Consider the following 14,915-nt stretch of genomic DNA (forward strand, 5'->3'; position numbering starts at 1 on the left):
TTTTATCGAGGGAAGGCCAAGGGGTGTCACGCCGGCGGCTTAGGCCGCCACCGTCACCGCCAGCTTGAGCAGCTCCGCCCCTTCCGTCACCTGGTCGCCGGGCGCGTACAGAAGCTCCTGCACCACGCCGTCGGCCGGTGCCGCAATCGTGTGCTCCATCTTCATGGCTTCCATCACCGCCAGCGGCTGGCCCTTGGTGACGGCATCGCCCGCCTTCACGGCAAACGACACCACCTTGCCGGGCATGGGGGCCGTGAGCCGCCCGCCCTCGGCCGCAGCCTCGCCCGCATGCGCCAGCAGGTCGATGGCGGTGATCTGCGTCGCGCCGCGGGGCGTGAACACATGGTCCACCTCGCCCTGGGCGTACACCGCAGCGCGGGTGCGCTGGCCGGCGAACTGCAGTTCGATGCCGCCGGCTTGTTCCGCGAACTTCAGCGGTCCTGCCACAGCGGCATCGCCCTCGCCCACTGCCAGGTGCAGCGCGCCATCGCGTTCGTAGGTGAGCCAGGCCTTGGCGTGCTCGCCGCCAAACTCGAACTCGAAGCGGCGGCGCGTGAGCGCGTGCGAATGGAAACCGTCGCGGCGGCTGAAGGGGTCCACGCCTTCGCTGGCGCGCTCATGCAGCACCGTCTGCGCCACGGCAGCCGCGGCGGCCAGGGGCAGGCCCACCGGCTCCTGGTGGAACAGCACCGCCTGCTCGCGCGGGATCAGCGCGGTGTCGAGCTGGGCACTGGCAAACGCACCGGTGCGCGCCACACGGCGCAGGAACTGCACGTTGGTCGCCAAGCCCACGATGTGCGTCTGCGCCAGGGCCTCGTCCAGCCGCGCCAGCGCCTGCTCGCGCGTGTCGCCGTGCACGATGAGCTTGGCCACCATGGAGTCGTAGAACGGGCTGATCGCATCGCCCTGGCGCACGCCGGAGTCCACGCGCACCGCGCCCCTCTCGAACGTCACGCAGTCGGGCAGCGCATACACGTTGAGCGCGCCCGTGGCGGGCAGGAAGTTGTTGTCGGGGTTCTCCGCGCAGATGCGCGCCTCGATAGCGTGGCCTGTGATGCGCAGGTCTTGCTGCTTCACCGGCAATGGCTCGCCCGACGCCACGCGCAGTTGCCACTCCACCAGATCGAGCCCCGTGATGGCCTCGGTCACCGGGTGCTCCACCTGCAGGCGGGTGTTCATCTCCATGAAGTAGAACTTCATCTGGTCAGGCCGCTCGTAGCCGCCGGGCTGCTCCACGATGAACTCCACGGTGCCCGCGCCCACATAGTTCACCGCCTTGGCGGCGGCCACCGCGGCTTCGCCCATCTGCTGGCGCAGCGCGGGCGTCATGCCGGGGGCCGGGGCTTCTTCCAGCACCTTCTGGTGGCGGCGCTGCACGGAGCAGTCGCGCTCGAACAGATAGACGCAGTTGCCGTGCGTGTCGCCAAACACCTGGATTTCGATGTGGCGCGGGCGCTGCACGTACTTTTCGACCAGTACCGCATCGTCTCCAAAGCTGTTGATGGCCTCGCGCTTGCACGATTCGAGCGCGGCGGCGAAGTCCCCGCTCTTGTCCACCGCGCGCATGCCCTTGCCGCCGCCACCCGCGCTGGCCTTGATGAGCACGGGGTAGCCAATGCGGTCGGCCTCGCGCTGCAGCAGGGCCGGGTCCTGGTCGCTGCCGTGGTAGCCGGGCACCAGCGGCACGCCGGCCTTTTCCATGAGCTGCTTGGACTCGGCCTTGAGGCCCATGTCCTTGATGGCCGAGGGTGGCGGGCCGATGAAGACCAGGCCTGCTGCCGCGCAGGCATGGGCGAAGTCTTCGTTCTCGGACAGGAAGCCGTAGCCCGGGTGGATGGCCTGTGCACCCGTGGCCTGGGCAGCCTCGATGATGCGCTCCCAGCGCAGGTAGCTGTCCTTGGGCGCGCTGCCACCGATGTGCACGGCCTCGTCGCACACGGCCACGTGCTTGGCATTGGCGTCGGCATCGGAGTACACGGCGACGGTCTTCACGCCCAGACGTTTAGCGGTCGCCGCTACACGGCAGGCGATCTCTCCGCGATTGGCGATCAAGATTTTTTTGAACATTTAGGCCACCTTGGCAGAACCAGAAAAGAAAGAAGACAAGCGCCGCACCACGGCGCGCAGAAACTTGAACAGCACCACCAGCAGCAGCACCGACACGGCCACCATCAGCACCAGCGCGATGCCGAATGCCACCGGGTGCTGCGTGGCGAGCCACACCACGGCCACCACCAGGCCGTCTTCGAAAAAGGACAGCAGCCAGTTGGAGAACGGCTCGGGCGAGGTGTTGGCCGCGGCGCGCGTGGTCATCTTGGTGGCCATCGACGTGGCAGCCAGCGACCCGCCCAGCAAACCGGCCACGACGCCCATGGTGGCGTTGTCGGCACCGAACACGCCCGCGGCCAGCAGAGCCCCGCCGGGCACGCGGATAACGGTGTGCACGGCGTCCCAGGCACTGTCGATCCACGGGACCTTGTCGGCAAAGAACTCGACCAGCATCAGGCCGCCCGCCACCAGCAGCACCAGCGGGTTCTGCAGCACGTGCAGACCGGGGGGCAAGGGCATCCAGCCCATGGCCCCCATGCCGCCGACGATGAAGACGACTGCGTACAGACGGAATCCGCTGGCCCAGCCCAGCGCGGCGGCGAGCGCCAGCAGGCTGGGCATGTCGAGTTGCGCCGTGGCACGCGCTGCGCCTGCAGCCACGTCGCGCGCGGTGCCAGCGTCGACATGCAGCCCTAGCGTGTGGAGCCACTGCACGATGTTGAACCAAAGGGTGTCCATATCAGTCCTCCACCGCGCTCTGCACTGCCTCGGGCCTACGAGACCGCCACGGCGCCATGCCAGAGATGCCGAGCAAGGGCCGCCCCGCAGCGATGGCATCGTCCCCCTCCCGCGCAGCGAGAGAGGGGGAAGGCGCGAAGCGACTCAGGGGGTGTTTCATAGCCAGTTCGGCTTGCGCTTGTTCAGGAACGACTGCACGCCTTCCTTGCCTTCGTCGCTGGCGCGGATGTCCGCAATGCCCTGCACGGTGGCAGCGATCAGATCCGCGTTGATCTCGCGCTCGGCCACGTCCAGCACCAGCTTCTTGCAGGCGCGCACGGCGTGGGGGCTGGCGCTGGTCAAGGCCTTGAGCAGTTCATCGACCTTGGCGTCGAGTTGGTCTGCAGCCACCACCTCGTGAACGAAGCCGACACGGAGCGCCTCGGCGGCATCAAAGCGCTCGGCCGTCAGGAAGTAGCGGTGCGCGGCGCGGGGCCCCATGGCGCGGATCACGTAGGGGCTGATGGTGGCGGGGATGAGGCCCAGCTTCACTTCGCTGAGGCAAAAGCCCGCCGTGTCCACCGCCACCGCCATGTCGCACGCGGCCACCAGGCCCATGCCACCGGCGTACACATCGCCCTGCACACGCGCGATGGTGGGTTTGGGGCATTCGTAGATCACGCGCAGCATCTCGGCCAGCTTGCCCGCGTCGGCCACGTTCTCGTCGCGCGTGTAGTCGGCCATGCGGCGCATCCAGTTGAGGTTGGCGCCTGCGCAGAAAGCGGGGCCCTCTGCGGCCAGCACCACGGCGCGCACGTCGGGGCGGCCACCCACTTCGGTGAAGGCCGCCGTCAGCTCGGCGATGACCTCGTCGCTGAAGGCGTTGCGGATCTCGGGCTGCTTGAGCGTGATGCGCGCCACGGCGCCGGTGTGGGTGATGGACAGGTTCTGGCTCATGGCGTGGGCGGGTTTTGCAGGAAGTAGACAAGGTCCAGCTCGGGGCTGGTCTGGCCCAGGGCGGTCAACGCGGCAGTGATCTGCCCCCGGTGGTGCGTGCCGTGGTTGAACACGTGGGCCAGCGTGGCGGCAAAGGGCAACGATGCCGCCGTGCCCCGCATGGTGGTGTAGTCGAGCGTGCCGTCCCAGCGGTCTGCAGACAATGACGCGATCAGCGGTGCCCAGCGGGCAGCCCCCGCGCGCAAGCGGGCGTCGAGCTGCGCGCGGTCGCTCTCCAGCTCGGCGTCCAGCGCCACCTTGGGCGAGGTGCCTTCGGCAAAACGCACAAACCACAGATGATGCTCACCCACCAGCAGGTGGTTGAGCGTGCCGTGAATGCTTTTGAAGAACAGGCCCACATCGTGCCGGTAGGACTCTTCAGGCAGCGCCCGCACGGCGTCGAGCAGGCGCGCCGTGGCCCACACGTTGTAGCGTGCGAGCTGTGTGAAGTGGGCGACGGCGTCCATGGTGGCTCCCTGTCGGATCACATGCGGAACAGGCCGAATTTCGTGTCTTCGATGGGTGCATTGCGCGTGGCGGCCAGGCCCAGTGCCAGCACGCGGCGGGTGTCGGCCGGGTCGATCACGCCGTCGTCCCACAGGCGCGCGGTGGCGTAGTAGGGGTGGCCCTGGTCTTCGTACTGGCGGCGGATGGGGGCCTTGAAGGCTTCTTCCTCCTCGGCACTCCACTGGCCGCCCTTGCCCTCGATGCCGTCGCGCTTGACGGTGGCCAGCACGCCCGCCGCCTGGTCGCCGCCCATGACGCTGATGCGCGCGTTGGGCCACATCCACAAAAAGCGGGGGCTGTACGCGCGGCCGCACATGCCGTAGTTGCCGGCGCCAAAGCTGCCGCCGATGATGATCGTGAACTTCGGAACACTCGCCGTGGCCACGGCCGTGACCATCTTGGCGCCGTTGCGCGCGATGCCTTCGTTCTCGTACTTGCGGCCGACCATGAAGCCGGTGATGTTCTGCAGGAATACGAGCGGGATCTTGCGCTGGCAGCACAGCTCGATGAAGTGCGCGCCCTTCAAGGCCGACTCGGAAAACAAGATGCCGTTGTTCGCGATGATGCCGACCATCATCCCTTCGATGCGCGCAAAGCCCGTGACCAGCGTGGTGCCGTAGCGCGCCTTGAACTCGTCGAACTCGCTGCCATCGACGATGCGGGCGATGATCTCGCGCACGTCGAAGGGCTTGCGCGTGTCCACCGGGATCACGCCGTAAAGTTCTTCTGCTACAAACTTAGGAGCTACCGACGCTTGATCTGCAAGCGCCGGAGCCTTGTTTTTATTCAGATTGCGCACCGCATTGCGCGCTAGCTGCAGCGCATGCAGGTCGTTTTGCGCCAGGTGGTCGGCCACGCCCGACAGGCGTGTGTGCACATCGCCACCGCCCAGGTCTTCGGCCGTGACGACCTCGCCCGTGGCGGCTTTGACCAGCGGCGGGCCGCCCAGAAAGATGGTGCCCTGGTTCTTGACGATGATGGACTCGTCGCTCATGGCCGGCACGTAGGCGCCGCCCGCCGTGCAGCTGCCCATGACCACGGCGATCTGCGAGATGCCCATGGCGCTCATGTTGGCCTGGTTGAAGAAGATGCGGCCGAAGTGGTCGCGGTCCGGAAAGACCTCGTCCTGGTTGGGCAGGTTGGCGCCGCCGGAGTCCACCAGGTAGATGCAGGTCAGGTGGTTCTGCTGCGCCACTTCCTGCGCGCGCAGGTGCTTCTTGACGGTGAGCGGGTAGTAGGTGCCGCCCTTCACCGTAGCGTCGTTGCACACGATCATGCAGTCCACACCGCTCACGCGGCCGATGCCGGCAATCAGCCCCGAGCTGGGCGCATCGTTGTTGTACATGTTGAGCGCGGCCAGCGGCGCCAGCTCCAAAAACGGCGTGCCCGGGTCCAGCAGCATCTGCACCCGCTCGCGCGGCAGCAGCTTGCCGCGTGCAGTGTGCTTGGCGCGGGCCGCTTCGCCGCCGCCCTGGGCGACCTTGTCGAGCTGGGCGCGCAGGTCGTCGACCAGCGTGCGCATGGCGGCTGCGTTGGCCAGAAAGTCCGCCGAGCGGGCGTTGAGTTGGGTGTCGAGAATCATGCAGGCTCCGTCGAATGTCGTATGGGTGGTGTGGTGGCACCGGCCGTCCGGTGGCACTGGAGGCCGCGGAGCAGGCCATGCGCGTGCCGCCGTGGAACCGGCTTCGCCGGGCCAGGGGCGGCGTTCCCCTCGGGGGAAGGCGCGAAGCGGCTCAGGGGGGTCATAAGTTCACGCCGTTTGGGATTCGACCAAACCGAGCTGATCCTTCATCTCATCGCGGATCTTGAACTTCTGGATCTTGCCCGTCACCGTCATCGGAAAGCTGGTGACAAAGCGGATGTAGCGCGGCACCTTGTAGTGCGCGATCTGGCCCTTGCAGAAGGCGCGAATGTCGTCTTCGGTCGGTGTCGTGCCCGGCTTGGCGATGATCCAGGCGCACAGCTCCTCGCCGTACTTGGCATCGGGCACGCCCACCACCTGCACGTCCTGCACCTGCGGGTGGCGGTACAGAAACTCTTCGATCTCGCGCGGGTAGATGTTCTCGCCGCCGCGGATCACCATGTCCTTGATGCGGCCGACGATGTTCACATAGCCTTCGTCGTCCATGGTGGCCAGGTCGCCGGTGTGCATCCAGCCTTCGGCGTCGATGGCCTCGCGGGTTTTGGCCTCATCCCCCCAGTAGCCGTGCATCACCGAATAGCCCCGGGTGCAGAACTCGCCGCGCTGGCCGACGGGCACCACGGCGCCGCTGTCGGGGTCCACGATTTGGACCTCCAGGTGCGGCTGCACCTGGCCCACGGTGGAGACGCGTTTGTCCAGCGGCGTGTCGGTACTGCTCTGGCAGCTGACCGGGCTGGTCTCGGTCATGCCATAGGCGATGGTGATTTCGCGCAGGTTCATCTGCTCCACCACGCGCTTCATGACCTCGGTGGGGCATGGCGAGCCGGCCATGATGCCGGTGCGCAGGGTGGACAGGTCGAACTCGGCAAAACGCGGGTGGTCCAGCTCGGCGATGAACATGGTGGGCACGCCGTGCAGGCCGGTGCAGCGCTCATCCTGCACCGTCTGCAGTACGGTGAGCGGGTCGAACCCGTCGTTGGGGTAGACGATGGTGGCGCCGTGCGTGAAGCACGCCAGGTTGCCCAGCACCATGCCGAAGCAGTGGTACAGCGGCACAGGGATGCACAGGCGGTCTTCGGGGGTGAGCTTCATGCACTCACCGATGAAGAAGCCGTTGTTCAGGATGTTGCGGTGCGTGAGCGTGGCGCCCTTGGGGAAGCCCGTGGTGCCGCTGGTGAACTGGATGTTGATAGGGTCGGTGGCCTTGAGCGTGGCGGCGATCTGCGCCAGGCGCGCATCCTGCGCATCGCCGCGCGCCAGCAGGTCGGAAAACCGCAGCAGCCCGGGCTCGTCGGCGCCCTGCCCCGCCCCGTCGTCGATCCACACCACGGTGTTCAGGTGCGGCAGCTTCACGGCGCCCAGCTGGCCGGGCTGCTGGTGCTGCCACTCGGGCGCCAGCTCGCGCAGCATGCCCAGGTAGTCGCTGGTCTTGAAGCGCGCCATGCTCACCAGCAGACGGCAGCCCACCTTGTTGAGCGCGTATTCGACTTCGGACGTGCGGTAGGCCGGGTTGATGTTGACCAGCACCAGGCCCACCTGCGCGGTGGCCAGCTGCATCAGCACCCATTCGGCATTGTTGTGCGACCAGATGCCCACGCGGTCGCCCGGCGCCAGGCCTTGGCCCAGCAGCGCGCTGGCCAGGCGCTGGGCCTCAGCCTGCAACTGCGCATAGGTGTAGCGGCGGCCTTGGTGCACGCTGACCAGCGCCTCGCGGTCGGGCTGGCGGGCCGCCATGTCGGCAAAAAAGGCGCCGAGGGTCTGTTCGATCAGGGGAACGTCGGTGGCGCCACGGGCGTGGCTGTCCACCAGCGGTGCGGAGTTCGTTGCGGCTGCACTCGTCACGGGTGTTGTCTCCTCGGCTTTGTCATCCGGCCCTGCGCCACAGGGATATGCGGGCGGCGATCCGTAAGCATAGAAGCCTGCGCCCCCTGAGGGTGGACACAATGGTTGCAAATCGTGCCACGGCTGGCACACTCTGCGGCGTGAAACCGCCCGCCCCCACCGCCGACCGCCCCCCTTCGGCCACGTCCGCCCCCGCCGCCACGCCCATCGCCTTTGTACGCGCCATTGTTCTGGCGTACGAGCGGCGCGGCATGCGCCCCGAGCGCGCCCTGGCGCAGGCACAGATTGCGCCGCAGCTGCTGCAGGACGACCACGCCCGCATCACCGCCTGGCAGATGGAGCAGATCTCCGACGCCGCCATGCAGGAGCTGGACGACGAGGCCCTGGGCTGGTTCAGCCGCCGCCTGCCCTGGGGCAGCTACGGCATGTTGGCACGCGCGTCCATCAGCTCGCCCAACCTGCAGGTGGCGCTGGCCCGCTGGTGCCGCCACCACGGGCTTCTGGCCGACGATATTGCCCTGCGCCTGACCACCCGGGGCGACACCACCACACTGGCCATCGAAGAGGCGCGCGACCTGGGCGCCTTGCGCGAGTTCTGCCTGGTGTCGGTGCTGCGCAATGCGCTGGGGCTGGCGTGCTGGCTGGTGGATTCGCGCATCCCCCTCATCGCCGCCGAGTTCGCATTCGATGCGCCGCCCCATGCGGAGGCGTATGCCGTGCTGTTTCGCGGGCCGGTCACCTTTGGCGCCCCGCGCACGGCCATTCACTTTGATGCCCGCTACCTCAGCCTGCCCCTGCGGCGCGACGAGCAGGCACTGCGCCAGATGCTGCAGCACGCCCTGCCGCTCACGGTGCTGCAGTACCGGCGCGACCGGCTGCTGGTGCAACGCGTGCGCCAGCTGCTGGGCGCTCCGGTGGCAGGGCAACTGGCGCACGCCCTGCCCCAGCACAGCGCCGAGTCGCTGGCCAGCCTGCTGCATGTGTCGCCCCGCACGCTGCACCGGCAGCTCAAGGAAGAAGGCGCCACGCTGCAGGGCCTCAAGGACGAGGTGCGCCAGAGCCGCGCGGTGGAACTGCTGCACCGCACCGACCGTCCCATCAAGCAGGTGGCCGAGGCCGCAGGCTTTGTGAACGAAAAAAGCTTTATCCGCGCCTTTCGGGGCTGGACAGGCCATTCACCTGCGGAGTTCCGGCGCCACGCCCGCCAAGCCTGAGGGGGTGATAGCGGATGGCTTGGTGGCGCGATCTGCACCCTGCATGGCCGCCAGAGGAGGGCCGCCCCCAGCCACCCGCCACTACACTGGCCCACGCTCCCACCACCGCCCCGCCCTTTCGCATCCTTCCCGCCATGATCCATCTGTACCACTGCGTGAGCGCGCGCTCCTTCCGGCCCCTGTGGATGCTGGAAGAGCTGCAACTGCCCTACACCCTGCACATGCTGCCGTTCCCGCCCCGGGCCCATGCGCGCTGGTTCCTGGAAGAGAACCCGCTGGGCACCGTGCCGCTGCTGGTGCAGGGCAAGGCGCCACACCAGGTGCGCATGACCGAATCCGCCGCCATCTGCCAGTACCTGGCCGCCGCACACCCCGACGCGGGGCTGGACGTGCGCCCACCCGACCCGGCCTTTGGCGCCTACCTGAACTGGCTGCATTTGGGCGAAGCCACACTCACCTTTCCGCAGACGCTGGTGCTGCGTTATAGCCGGTTCGAGCCTGCCGAACGCCGGCAGCCCCAGGTGGTGGAGGATTACAGCCGCTGGTTCCTGGCCCGGCTGCGCGCCGTGGAAACCGCCCTGACCCACAACCACAGCGACTATCTGTGCGCGGGCCGCTTCACGGCGGCAGATGTATCGGTGGGCTATGCCCTGCTGCTGGCCGAGCATCTGGACCTGGCCCCTCAGTTTGGCCCCGCCACGCAGGCCTATTGGCAGCGCCTGCAACAACGCCCCGGCTACCACAGGGCCATGGCGGCGCAGATGGAGGCAGCCCAAGACCAGGACGTGCCCACCACCCCGGCACCCGACACAAGACCGTGATGCGGTGGAGCCCGGCAGACAGCCGGGCCCGCGCGGCTACTCGGTCTTTGTCGACTCAGGCACAGGCGCAGGTGAAGGCGGGGCCTGCCGGGCCAGCGATTGCACCAGCGCGCGGAACTCGGGCGAATGGCGCAGCACGCTGCCGCCCGCCTCGATGAGGTCGGTCACTTCATCGGGCGCAATCGAAAACGCCGTGGGCACCTGCAGCAGGCGACGGCGCGCCACGTCGTCAGGGGCATCGCGCAGGTTGACGGGAATGACGTGGATCTCGGCACCCGGCGCAAAGGCGTCGTTGCTGCCCGTCGAGCCTGCGGCCAGAGACTGGCGCCACTGCTGCGTGATGTCGCGCAAGAACTCCTGCGTCTCGCGCGTGGCGCGCCCGCCCGTGCCGAACAGCAGGGAGTCCACCACCTGCACCATGTTGGGCACCTCGTCACTCATGTCGATGTTGACCGACGGATCGCGCTCGGCATTCACGGTGACCAGCACCAGCTTGCGGATGGTGCCCGGCGGAATGCCCACCTCGCTGAAGGTCTCGCGCAGCCCGCCGCCGGCGAGGGCTCGGTCGAGCAGCCGCTGCACGCCCAGGTTGTCGGCCAGGCCCCCGTCCACCAGGTGGATGTAGGGCCTGCGCTGCGCGTCCAGGTAGCTCAGTTCGTGCGCGCGGTACAGCCGGGCACGGTAGTCGCCGCCTGCAGCCAGGGTGCCCGCGCGGGACACCGTCTTGTGCTCCGCGCACTGGTCGGAGTAGTTCTTGAGCGTCATCGGGCTCAGCAGCAACGGCACGGCCGATGATGACGCCACGGCAAACGACAGCGGCACCTTGCGCAGGTCCGAGCAGATCAGCGCGAACTGCTCCCAGGTGAACTCGAAGCCCGAGCCCAGCGACATGTCCGTGGCCGTGATGAACAGCTGCGGGTGGCGCGGGCGCCGTGCCACATCGCCAAACGTGAGCCCGCCATAAAGCTCATCCAGCCGCCGCGCCAGCAGGTGGGTGCGGCCGAGCCAGGGCGATGTGAGGTCCACCAGGTTGCCCGGGCGCAGCGCCTGCGTGATCAGGCTGTTCTGGAAGTTCTGGCGCAGAAACTCGTGCTCGAAACGCGGCAGCCCATCGATGCCGTGCGCCGCCAGGTACGCGGCCACGATGCTGCCGCCCGAGACGCCGCTGATCACATCGGTGGCATCGAGCAGCGTGGTGGGGCGCCCGTTCCAGTCAAAGCGCGTGGCCTGCATCTCGGTCAGCACGCCAAAGCCGAAGGCCGCCGCCCGCGCACCGCCGCCCGACAGCGTCACGGCCACCAGGATGGAGGGATCGCGCTCGGACTTGCGCTCGGGGATGCCCTGGTCCTCGGGCTTCAAGGGCTCGTTGATCCAGGGCCGCACCGACGAGCAGCCCCCCAGCAAGACCAGGGCGGCCACCACGGCGCACCGCCACATCCTCTGCTTCATGCGAAATACCGGCATCGCGCTCCTCCCAGGGTTGCAGGCTTTTCTTTCAGGCTCGCCTTGCCAGCGTCAGCAGCCCAGCAGTGCGGGCAGCTCGGCCATGCTGCGAAACACCTGCGATGCGCCTGCGGCACGCAGGGCCTCGCCGTCGTCCAGCGGCGCATAGGCAAACACTGTGGCCCCGGCGGCCACGCCTGCACGGACGCCGATGGTCGAATCCTCCACCACGGCGCAGCGCGCCGGATCGGCCTGCAGAGCGGCAGCGGCGGCCAGGTACACGTCGGGCGCCGGTTTGGTCTGGGGCACCTCGTGGCCGCTGAAGATGCGGCCTTCAAAGAAGCGCATGAGCCCCACCTTGACCAGTTGCATCTCCACCTTGAAGCGATCGGCTCCCGAGGCGCAGGCAATGCGCCCGCCATGGTGGGCATGCACACGCTCGATGGCGGGGTGGATGTGCGCGATGGCCACCAGGCGCCGATCCAGTTCGGCATTGCGCCGCGCATAGAAGCTGGCCATCCACTCGTCGGTGAGTGGCCGACCGGTCTCGGCCTCAATGCGGACGGTGGCGCTGCGCACCGTCCGGCCGATGAAATAGTCCATGCATTCTTCGTGCGTGATGGCCCAGCCCGCCTCGTTGAGCATGTCGCGCAGCACGCCGTTGGTGATGGGTTCGCTGTCTACCAGCACGCCATCGCAGTCAAACAAGATTGCTTCAAATTTCATAGCTATTAGCGCTTATGGGTAAAGCGCCGGAGTTAATTTTTATTCAAAATTTCAGCTGTGGATGTCGCCATCCACATACCACCAGCGCCCGCCTTCGCACACGAAGCGGCTGGTCTCGTGCAGGCGCACGGCACGCCCGCCCACGCGGTAGCGCGCGACAAACTCCACCTCGGCCCGGCCTTCGCCCGTGGCGCGGTGGCTGCGCACCTCCAGGCCCAGCCACTTCGTGCCGGGGTCGAAATCGAGGGCCGCTGGCCGGGTGCTGGTGTGCCAGGTGGCCTGCAGGTAGTCGCCACGTTCGAGGACAAAGGCGGTGTAGCGTGACCGCATGAGGCTCTCGGCATCGGGCGCGGCAGCGTCGTCCCAGTGATCGAGGTAGCGGCCGCAGCAGTCCCCATAGGACAACGCCGCAGCCTTGGCGCTTTTGCCGGGCTTGGCCTGGTTACGGCCGCAGGGGCAGGGTTCGGAGTTCGTCAGAGACACGGAGGGCATGCGTTTCACACGGGCGAAAATCAGCGCAGCGTTCCAAACACCTTGCGGGCGATGGCACTGCCCGCACCAGCGGGGTTCTGGCGGATGCGGCGCTCTTCCTCGCCGATCATGAAGTACAGGCCATCGAGCGTCTTTCCGGTGACGTACTGCGCGAGGTTGGCCTCCTCGGGCTTGAGCAGTCCAAACCCTGCGGCCTTGCCAGCGAAGGCGTTGTACTTCTGGGTCAGGCCCACCTTTTCGGTGGCCTGATTCACCACCGGCAGGAAGCGCTCGGAGAGCGGGGTGCGTGTTTTTTCGGCAAAAAAGGCCGTGACCGAGGTGCTGCCACCGGTCAGGATGTTCTTGGCATCGGTCACCGTCATGTTCTGCACGGCGCCCACCAGCAGATCCTTGCCCATGGGCACGGCGGCCTCTGCCGCGCGGTTGATGGAGGTGACGAGCTCGTCGATGCGCCGGCCCTGCCCTAGCGACTTCATGACCTTGGCCGCGTCTTCCAGGTAGCCCGGCAGGCCAATGCGCACCTGAGGGTTGCCCAGAAAACCATCGGGCCGCCCCAGCAGCGCGACCGCCGCCTGGGCGCCCTGGCCGAGCGCGGCCTTGAGGCCACCGGAGGCATCGGCGTTGGAGAGATCCCCGAGCGACAGGGCCCAGGCCTGCTGACCGGTGGCGCACAGCAGGGCAGCCATGACGCTGGCTTGGTGAAATTGGCGACGTTGCATCGAGCGTTTTCTTTCGGTGGAGAGGGGGGCGCTGCCTGGCGGGTACGCAGGCAGGCAACAAGCACAGGGGATTTTCGCTCAGCACCGTAGACTGGTGTTCGACACAACCCTCCAACAAGGAGCCCTGCAATGTGGGAAATGAATGTGCCGTGGTGGGAATTCGTGCTGCGCGGCGTGGTGGTCTACGTGTTTCTGCTGGTGTTCCTGCGCCTGACGGGCAAGCGCCAGACCGGCCAGTACGCGCCGTTTGACCTGGTGCTGCTGCTGATCCTGTCCAACGCGGTGCAGAACTCGATGAACGCGGGCGACAACTCGCTGGTGGGCGGGCTCATCTCAGCGGTCACGCTCATCGGCTGCCATGTGGTGCTGGCACAGCTGACGTTCCGGTTTGCGTGGATGGAGCGGTTGATAGACGGCACCCCGCAGGTGCTGGTGCAGCAGGGCCAGGTGAACGCCGAACTCATGCGCAAGGAGCTGCTCTCGACCGACGACCTGGAAGCCGCGCTGCGCGCCAGCGGCTGCCTGGACCTGCACGAGGTGGAGCGAGCCACCATCGAAACCAATGGCCAGATCACCGTGGTGCTGCGGCGCCGGGGTGGCTGAGGCACCCCGGCGCCCAGCCCAAACTAGTTCTGCGTGTAGCAGATCTTGTTGGGAATGATGGTGTTGGCGTAGTTTTCCACGCTGGCCGCTGTAGGAAACACCGTGGGTGTCTGGTCGCCCAGCATGCACAGGCGCGTTCCCTTGCGGCCCCAGACGATGCGCGAGTTCAGGCCCGAAGGCTGGCTCCACAGACCCCAGAACGCAGTCAATGCGGCGGTGCTCGCGTTGCGGTCGAACACCAGATTGCCCACGTCGGACAGCGGCCCCGCCGCGGTGCCAGTGCCCGTGCAGTTGGCATCGGCGTAGGTGGTCACGCCGATCTGCCCCGTCACCCGGTTGTCGGCCTGCCGCGTGATGCGCCACAGCGCGCGGCCCCACTGGCCAGGGCGCACCGGCACACACAGCTCCTGCTTCCAGTCGCCTTCGGGCAAGGCCACCACGGCGCCACAGCTCACCTCGACCGAGCCCACGTTGGCCGATGCCACCGTGCCCGCGCCATTGCGCACCGAGCAGCTCTGCCCCGCGGGCTGCGTGCGCACGGTGACTGCGTATGCCGCGCCCCCCGCCACCGCCGTACCAAAGGTAAAACCGCCGTTGCTGGCGAGCGAAAGATCGTCGCCACCGTTGTTCTGCAGCACCAGGGTGCCACTTGCCAGGCCAGAGACCGCCCCCCCCACCGTGAAGGTGGCTGCCGCCAGGTTCTCGCAACGCACCTGCACAGCGCTCACGTTGGCGGTAGCGGTGCCGGTGCCCTGCGTCACGGTGCAGCGCTGACCATTGGGCTGCGTCTTGACCGTGACGGCATAGGCCACGCCACTGTCCATGCGGGTGACGAACACGAAATTGCCGTTGGCACTCAGGGTCAGGTCGTCGATGCCAAGGTTCTGCAGGGTCAACGTCTTGCCCGTGCCCAGGCCACTTACGACGCCCCCCACCGAGAAAACCCCTGCCGAAGGCGGTGGCGACGTGCCGTTGTCGTCATCTCCGCCCCCGCAGCCCGCCAGCAGCACGGCGGCCAGTCCCAGAGAAGTCCAGCGGAAAGTGGGCCGTGCGTGGTGCCAGCTGCCCGGGGCGCTTGTTATGGTCATGTACAGAAACCTCCAGATGATGAATGGAGGACGGATTCTGTGCAGCGCACCGCGCC

Annotated in this window: 14 protein-coding genes; 3 read left to right on the forward strand and 11 right to left on the reverse strand. The window is 67.5% G+C overall.

Annotated elements, in window-relative coordinates:
- Positions 1 to 39: 39 nt before the first annotated feature.
- From ARADN35_RS0124085 to ARADN35_RS0124110, 6 genes are all read right to left on the reverse strand, one after another.
- Positions 40 to 2,067, reverse strand: a complete 2,028-nt coding sequence (locus tag ARADN35_RS0124085) for an acetyl/propionyl/methylcrotonyl-CoA carboxylase subunit alpha (protein ID WP_010466734.1) — start codon at positions 2,065 to 2,067, stop codon at positions 40 to 42.
- Complete coding sequence (locus tag ARADN35_RS0124090) at positions 2,068 to 2,787, reverse strand: DUF4126 domain-containing protein (RefSeq protein ID WP_010466736.1); 720 nt, start codon at positions 2,785 to 2,787, stop codon at positions 2,068 to 2,070.
- A gap of 156 nt (positions 2,788 to 2,943) precedes the next feature.
- Positions 2,944 to 3,723 (reverse strand): enoyl-CoA hydratase/isomerase family protein, encoded by a 780-nt coding sequence (locus tag ARADN35_RS0124095; RefSeq protein ID WP_010466738.1) that lies wholly within the window; start codon positions 3,721 to 3,723, stop codon positions 2,944 to 2,946.
- Positions 3,720 to 4,229 carry a DinB family protein gene (locus tag ARADN35_RS0124100; protein ID WP_010466740.1) on the reverse strand — a complete coding sequence of 170 codons (510 nt, stop codon included), beginning with the start codon at positions 4,227 to 4,229 and terminating at the stop codon, positions 3,720 to 3,722. Before ARADN35_RS0124100 ends, ARADN35_RS0124095 begins: the two co-directional genes overlap by 4 nt.
- Before the next feature lie 17 nt (positions 4,230 to 4,246).
- Positions 4,247 to 5,851, reverse strand: coding sequence for a carboxyl transferase domain-containing protein (locus ARADN35_RS0124105; RefSeq protein ID WP_010466742.1), 1,605 nt, complete (start codon positions 5,849 to 5,851; stop codon positions 4,247 to 4,249).
- Positions 5,852 to 6,019: 168 nt separating this feature from the next.
- A complete protein-coding gene (locus ARADN35_RS0124110; protein ID WP_010466744.1) occupies positions 6,020 to 7,753 on the reverse strand; it encodes an AMP-binding protein in 1,734 nt (577 codons plus the stop codon).
- A gap of 101 nt (positions 7,754 to 7,854) precedes the next feature.
- Here ARADN35_RS0124110 and ARADN35_RS0124115 point away from each other — a divergent pair, with 101 nt between their 5' ends.
- Positions 7,855 to 8,967 carry an AraC family transcriptional regulator gene (locus ARADN35_RS0124115; protein WP_010466745.1) on the forward strand — a complete coding sequence of 371 codons (1,113 nt, stop codon included), beginning with the start codon at positions 7,855 to 7,857 and terminating at the stop codon, positions 8,965 to 8,967.
- 134 nt (positions 8,968 to 9,101) lie between these two features.
- Positions 9,102 to 9,788 (forward strand): glutathione S-transferase family protein, encoded by a 687-nt coding sequence (locus ARADN35_RS0124120; protein ID WP_029414367.1) that lies wholly within the window; start codon positions 9,102 to 9,104, stop codon positions 9,786 to 9,788.
- Positions 9,789 to 9,824: 36 nt separating this feature from the next.
- Here ARADN35_RS0124120 and ARADN35_RS0124125 read toward each other — a convergent pair whose 3' ends face one another.
- The 4 genes from ARADN35_RS0124125 to ARADN35_RS0124140 all read right to left on the reverse strand — a co-directional run bounded on the left by ARADN35_RS0124125 (position 9,825) and on the right by ARADN35_RS0124140 (position 13,168).
- The gene (locus ARADN35_RS0124125; protein WP_181147581.1) at positions 9,825 to 11,237 is read right to left on the reverse strand and encodes a patatin-like phospholipase family protein; all 1,413 of its coding nucleotides are present in this window, start codon (positions 11,235 to 11,237) and stop codon (positions 9,825 to 9,827) included.
- A 66-nt stretch (positions 11,238 to 11,303) separates the two neighbouring features.
- Positions 11,304 to 11,957: an HAD family hydrolase gene (locus ARADN35_RS0124130; protein ID WP_010466751.1), complete on the reverse strand. Its 654-nt coding sequence runs from the start codon at positions 11,955 to 11,957 to the stop codon at positions 11,304 to 11,306.
- Positions 11,958 to 12,008: 51 nt separating this feature from the next.
- Complete coding sequence (locus tag ARADN35_RS0124135) at positions 12,009 to 12,449, reverse strand: YchJ family protein (protein ID WP_010466753.1); 441 nt, start codon at positions 12,447 to 12,449, stop codon at positions 12,009 to 12,011.
- A 20-nt stretch (positions 12,450 to 12,469) separates the two neighbouring features.
- Entirely contained in the window at positions 12,470 to 13,168 is a 699-nt protein-coding gene (locus ARADN35_RS0124140; protein ID WP_010466756.1) for a DUF4197 domain-containing protein, read from the reverse strand.
- 129 nt (positions 13,169 to 13,297) lie between these two features.
- Here ARADN35_RS0124140 and ARADN35_RS0124145 point away from each other — a divergent pair, with 129 nt between their 5' ends.
- Positions 13,298 to 13,771: a DUF421 domain-containing protein gene (locus tag ARADN35_RS0124145; RefSeq protein ID WP_010466759.1), complete on the forward strand. Its 474-nt coding sequence runs from the start codon at positions 13,298 to 13,300 to the stop codon at positions 13,769 to 13,771.
- Between the two features lie 23 nt (positions 13,772 to 13,794).
- Here the strand turns inward: ARADN35_RS0124145 and ARADN35_RS0124150 are convergent, their stop codons facing one another.
- Entirely contained in the window at positions 13,795 to 14,859 is a 1,065-nt protein-coding gene (locus ARADN35_RS0124150; RefSeq protein WP_010466761.1) for a hypothetical protein, read from the reverse strand.
- Positions 14,860 to 14,915: the final 56 nt, after the last annotated feature.

This window comes from Acidovorax radicis N35 (assembly GCF_000204195.1).
GTDB classification, from domain to species: Bacteria; Pseudomonadota; Gammaproteobacteria; order Burkholderiales; family Burkholderiaceae_C; genus Acidovorax; species Acidovorax radicis.

Coding starts and splice junctions, on each gene's coding strand:
- ARADN35_RS0124150 (WP_010466761.1), bottom strand. CDS start 14,859: ATGACCATAACAAGCGCCCCGGGCAGCTGGCACCACGCACGGCCCACT.
- ARADN35_RS0124090 (WP_010466736.1), bottom strand. CDS start 2,787: ATGGACACCCTTTGGTTCAACATCGTGCAGTGGCTCCACACGCTAGGG.
- ARADN35_RS0124100 (WP_010466740.1), bottom strand. CDS start 4,229: ATGGACGCCGTCGCCCACTTCACACAGCTCGCACGCTACAACGTGTGG.
- ARADN35_RS0124085 (WP_010466734.1), bottom strand. CDS start 2,067: ATGTTCAAAAAAATCTTGATCGCCAATCGCGGAGAGATCGCCTGCCGT.
- ARADN35_RS0124125 (WP_181147581.1), bottom strand. CDS start 11,237: ATGAAGCAGAGGATGTGGCGGTGCGCCGTGGTGGCCGCCCTGGTCTTG.
- ARADN35_RS0124120 (WP_029414367.1), top strand. CDS start 9,102: ATGATCCATCTGTACCACTGCGTGAGCGCGCGCTCCTTCCGGCCCCTG.
- ARADN35_RS0124095 (WP_010466738.1), bottom strand. CDS start 3,723: ATGAGCCAGAACCTGTCCATCACCCACACCGGCGCCGTGGCGCGCATC.
- ARADN35_RS0124130 (WP_010466751.1), bottom strand. CDS start 11,957: ATGAAATTTGAAGCAATCTTGTTTGACTGCGATGGCGTGCTGGTAGAC.
- ARADN35_RS0124115 (WP_010466745.1), top strand. CDS start 7,855: ATGGTTGCAAATCGTGCCACGGCTGGCACACTCTGCGGCGTGAAACCG.
- ARADN35_RS0124145 (WP_010466759.1), top strand. CDS start 13,298: ATGTGGGAAATGAATGTGCCGTGGTGGGAATTCGTGCTGCGCGGCGTG.
- ARADN35_RS0124135 (WP_010466753.1), bottom strand. CDS start 12,449: ATGCCCTCCGTGTCTCTGACGAACTCCGAACCCTGCCCCTGCGGCCGT.
- ARADN35_RS0124140 (WP_010466756.1), bottom strand. CDS start 13,168: ATGCAACGTCGCCAATTTCACCAAGCCAGCGTCATGGCTGCCCTGCTG.
- ARADN35_RS0124105 (WP_010466742.1), bottom strand. CDS start 5,851: ATGATTCTCGACACCCAACTCAACGCCCGCTCGGCGGACTTTCTGGCC.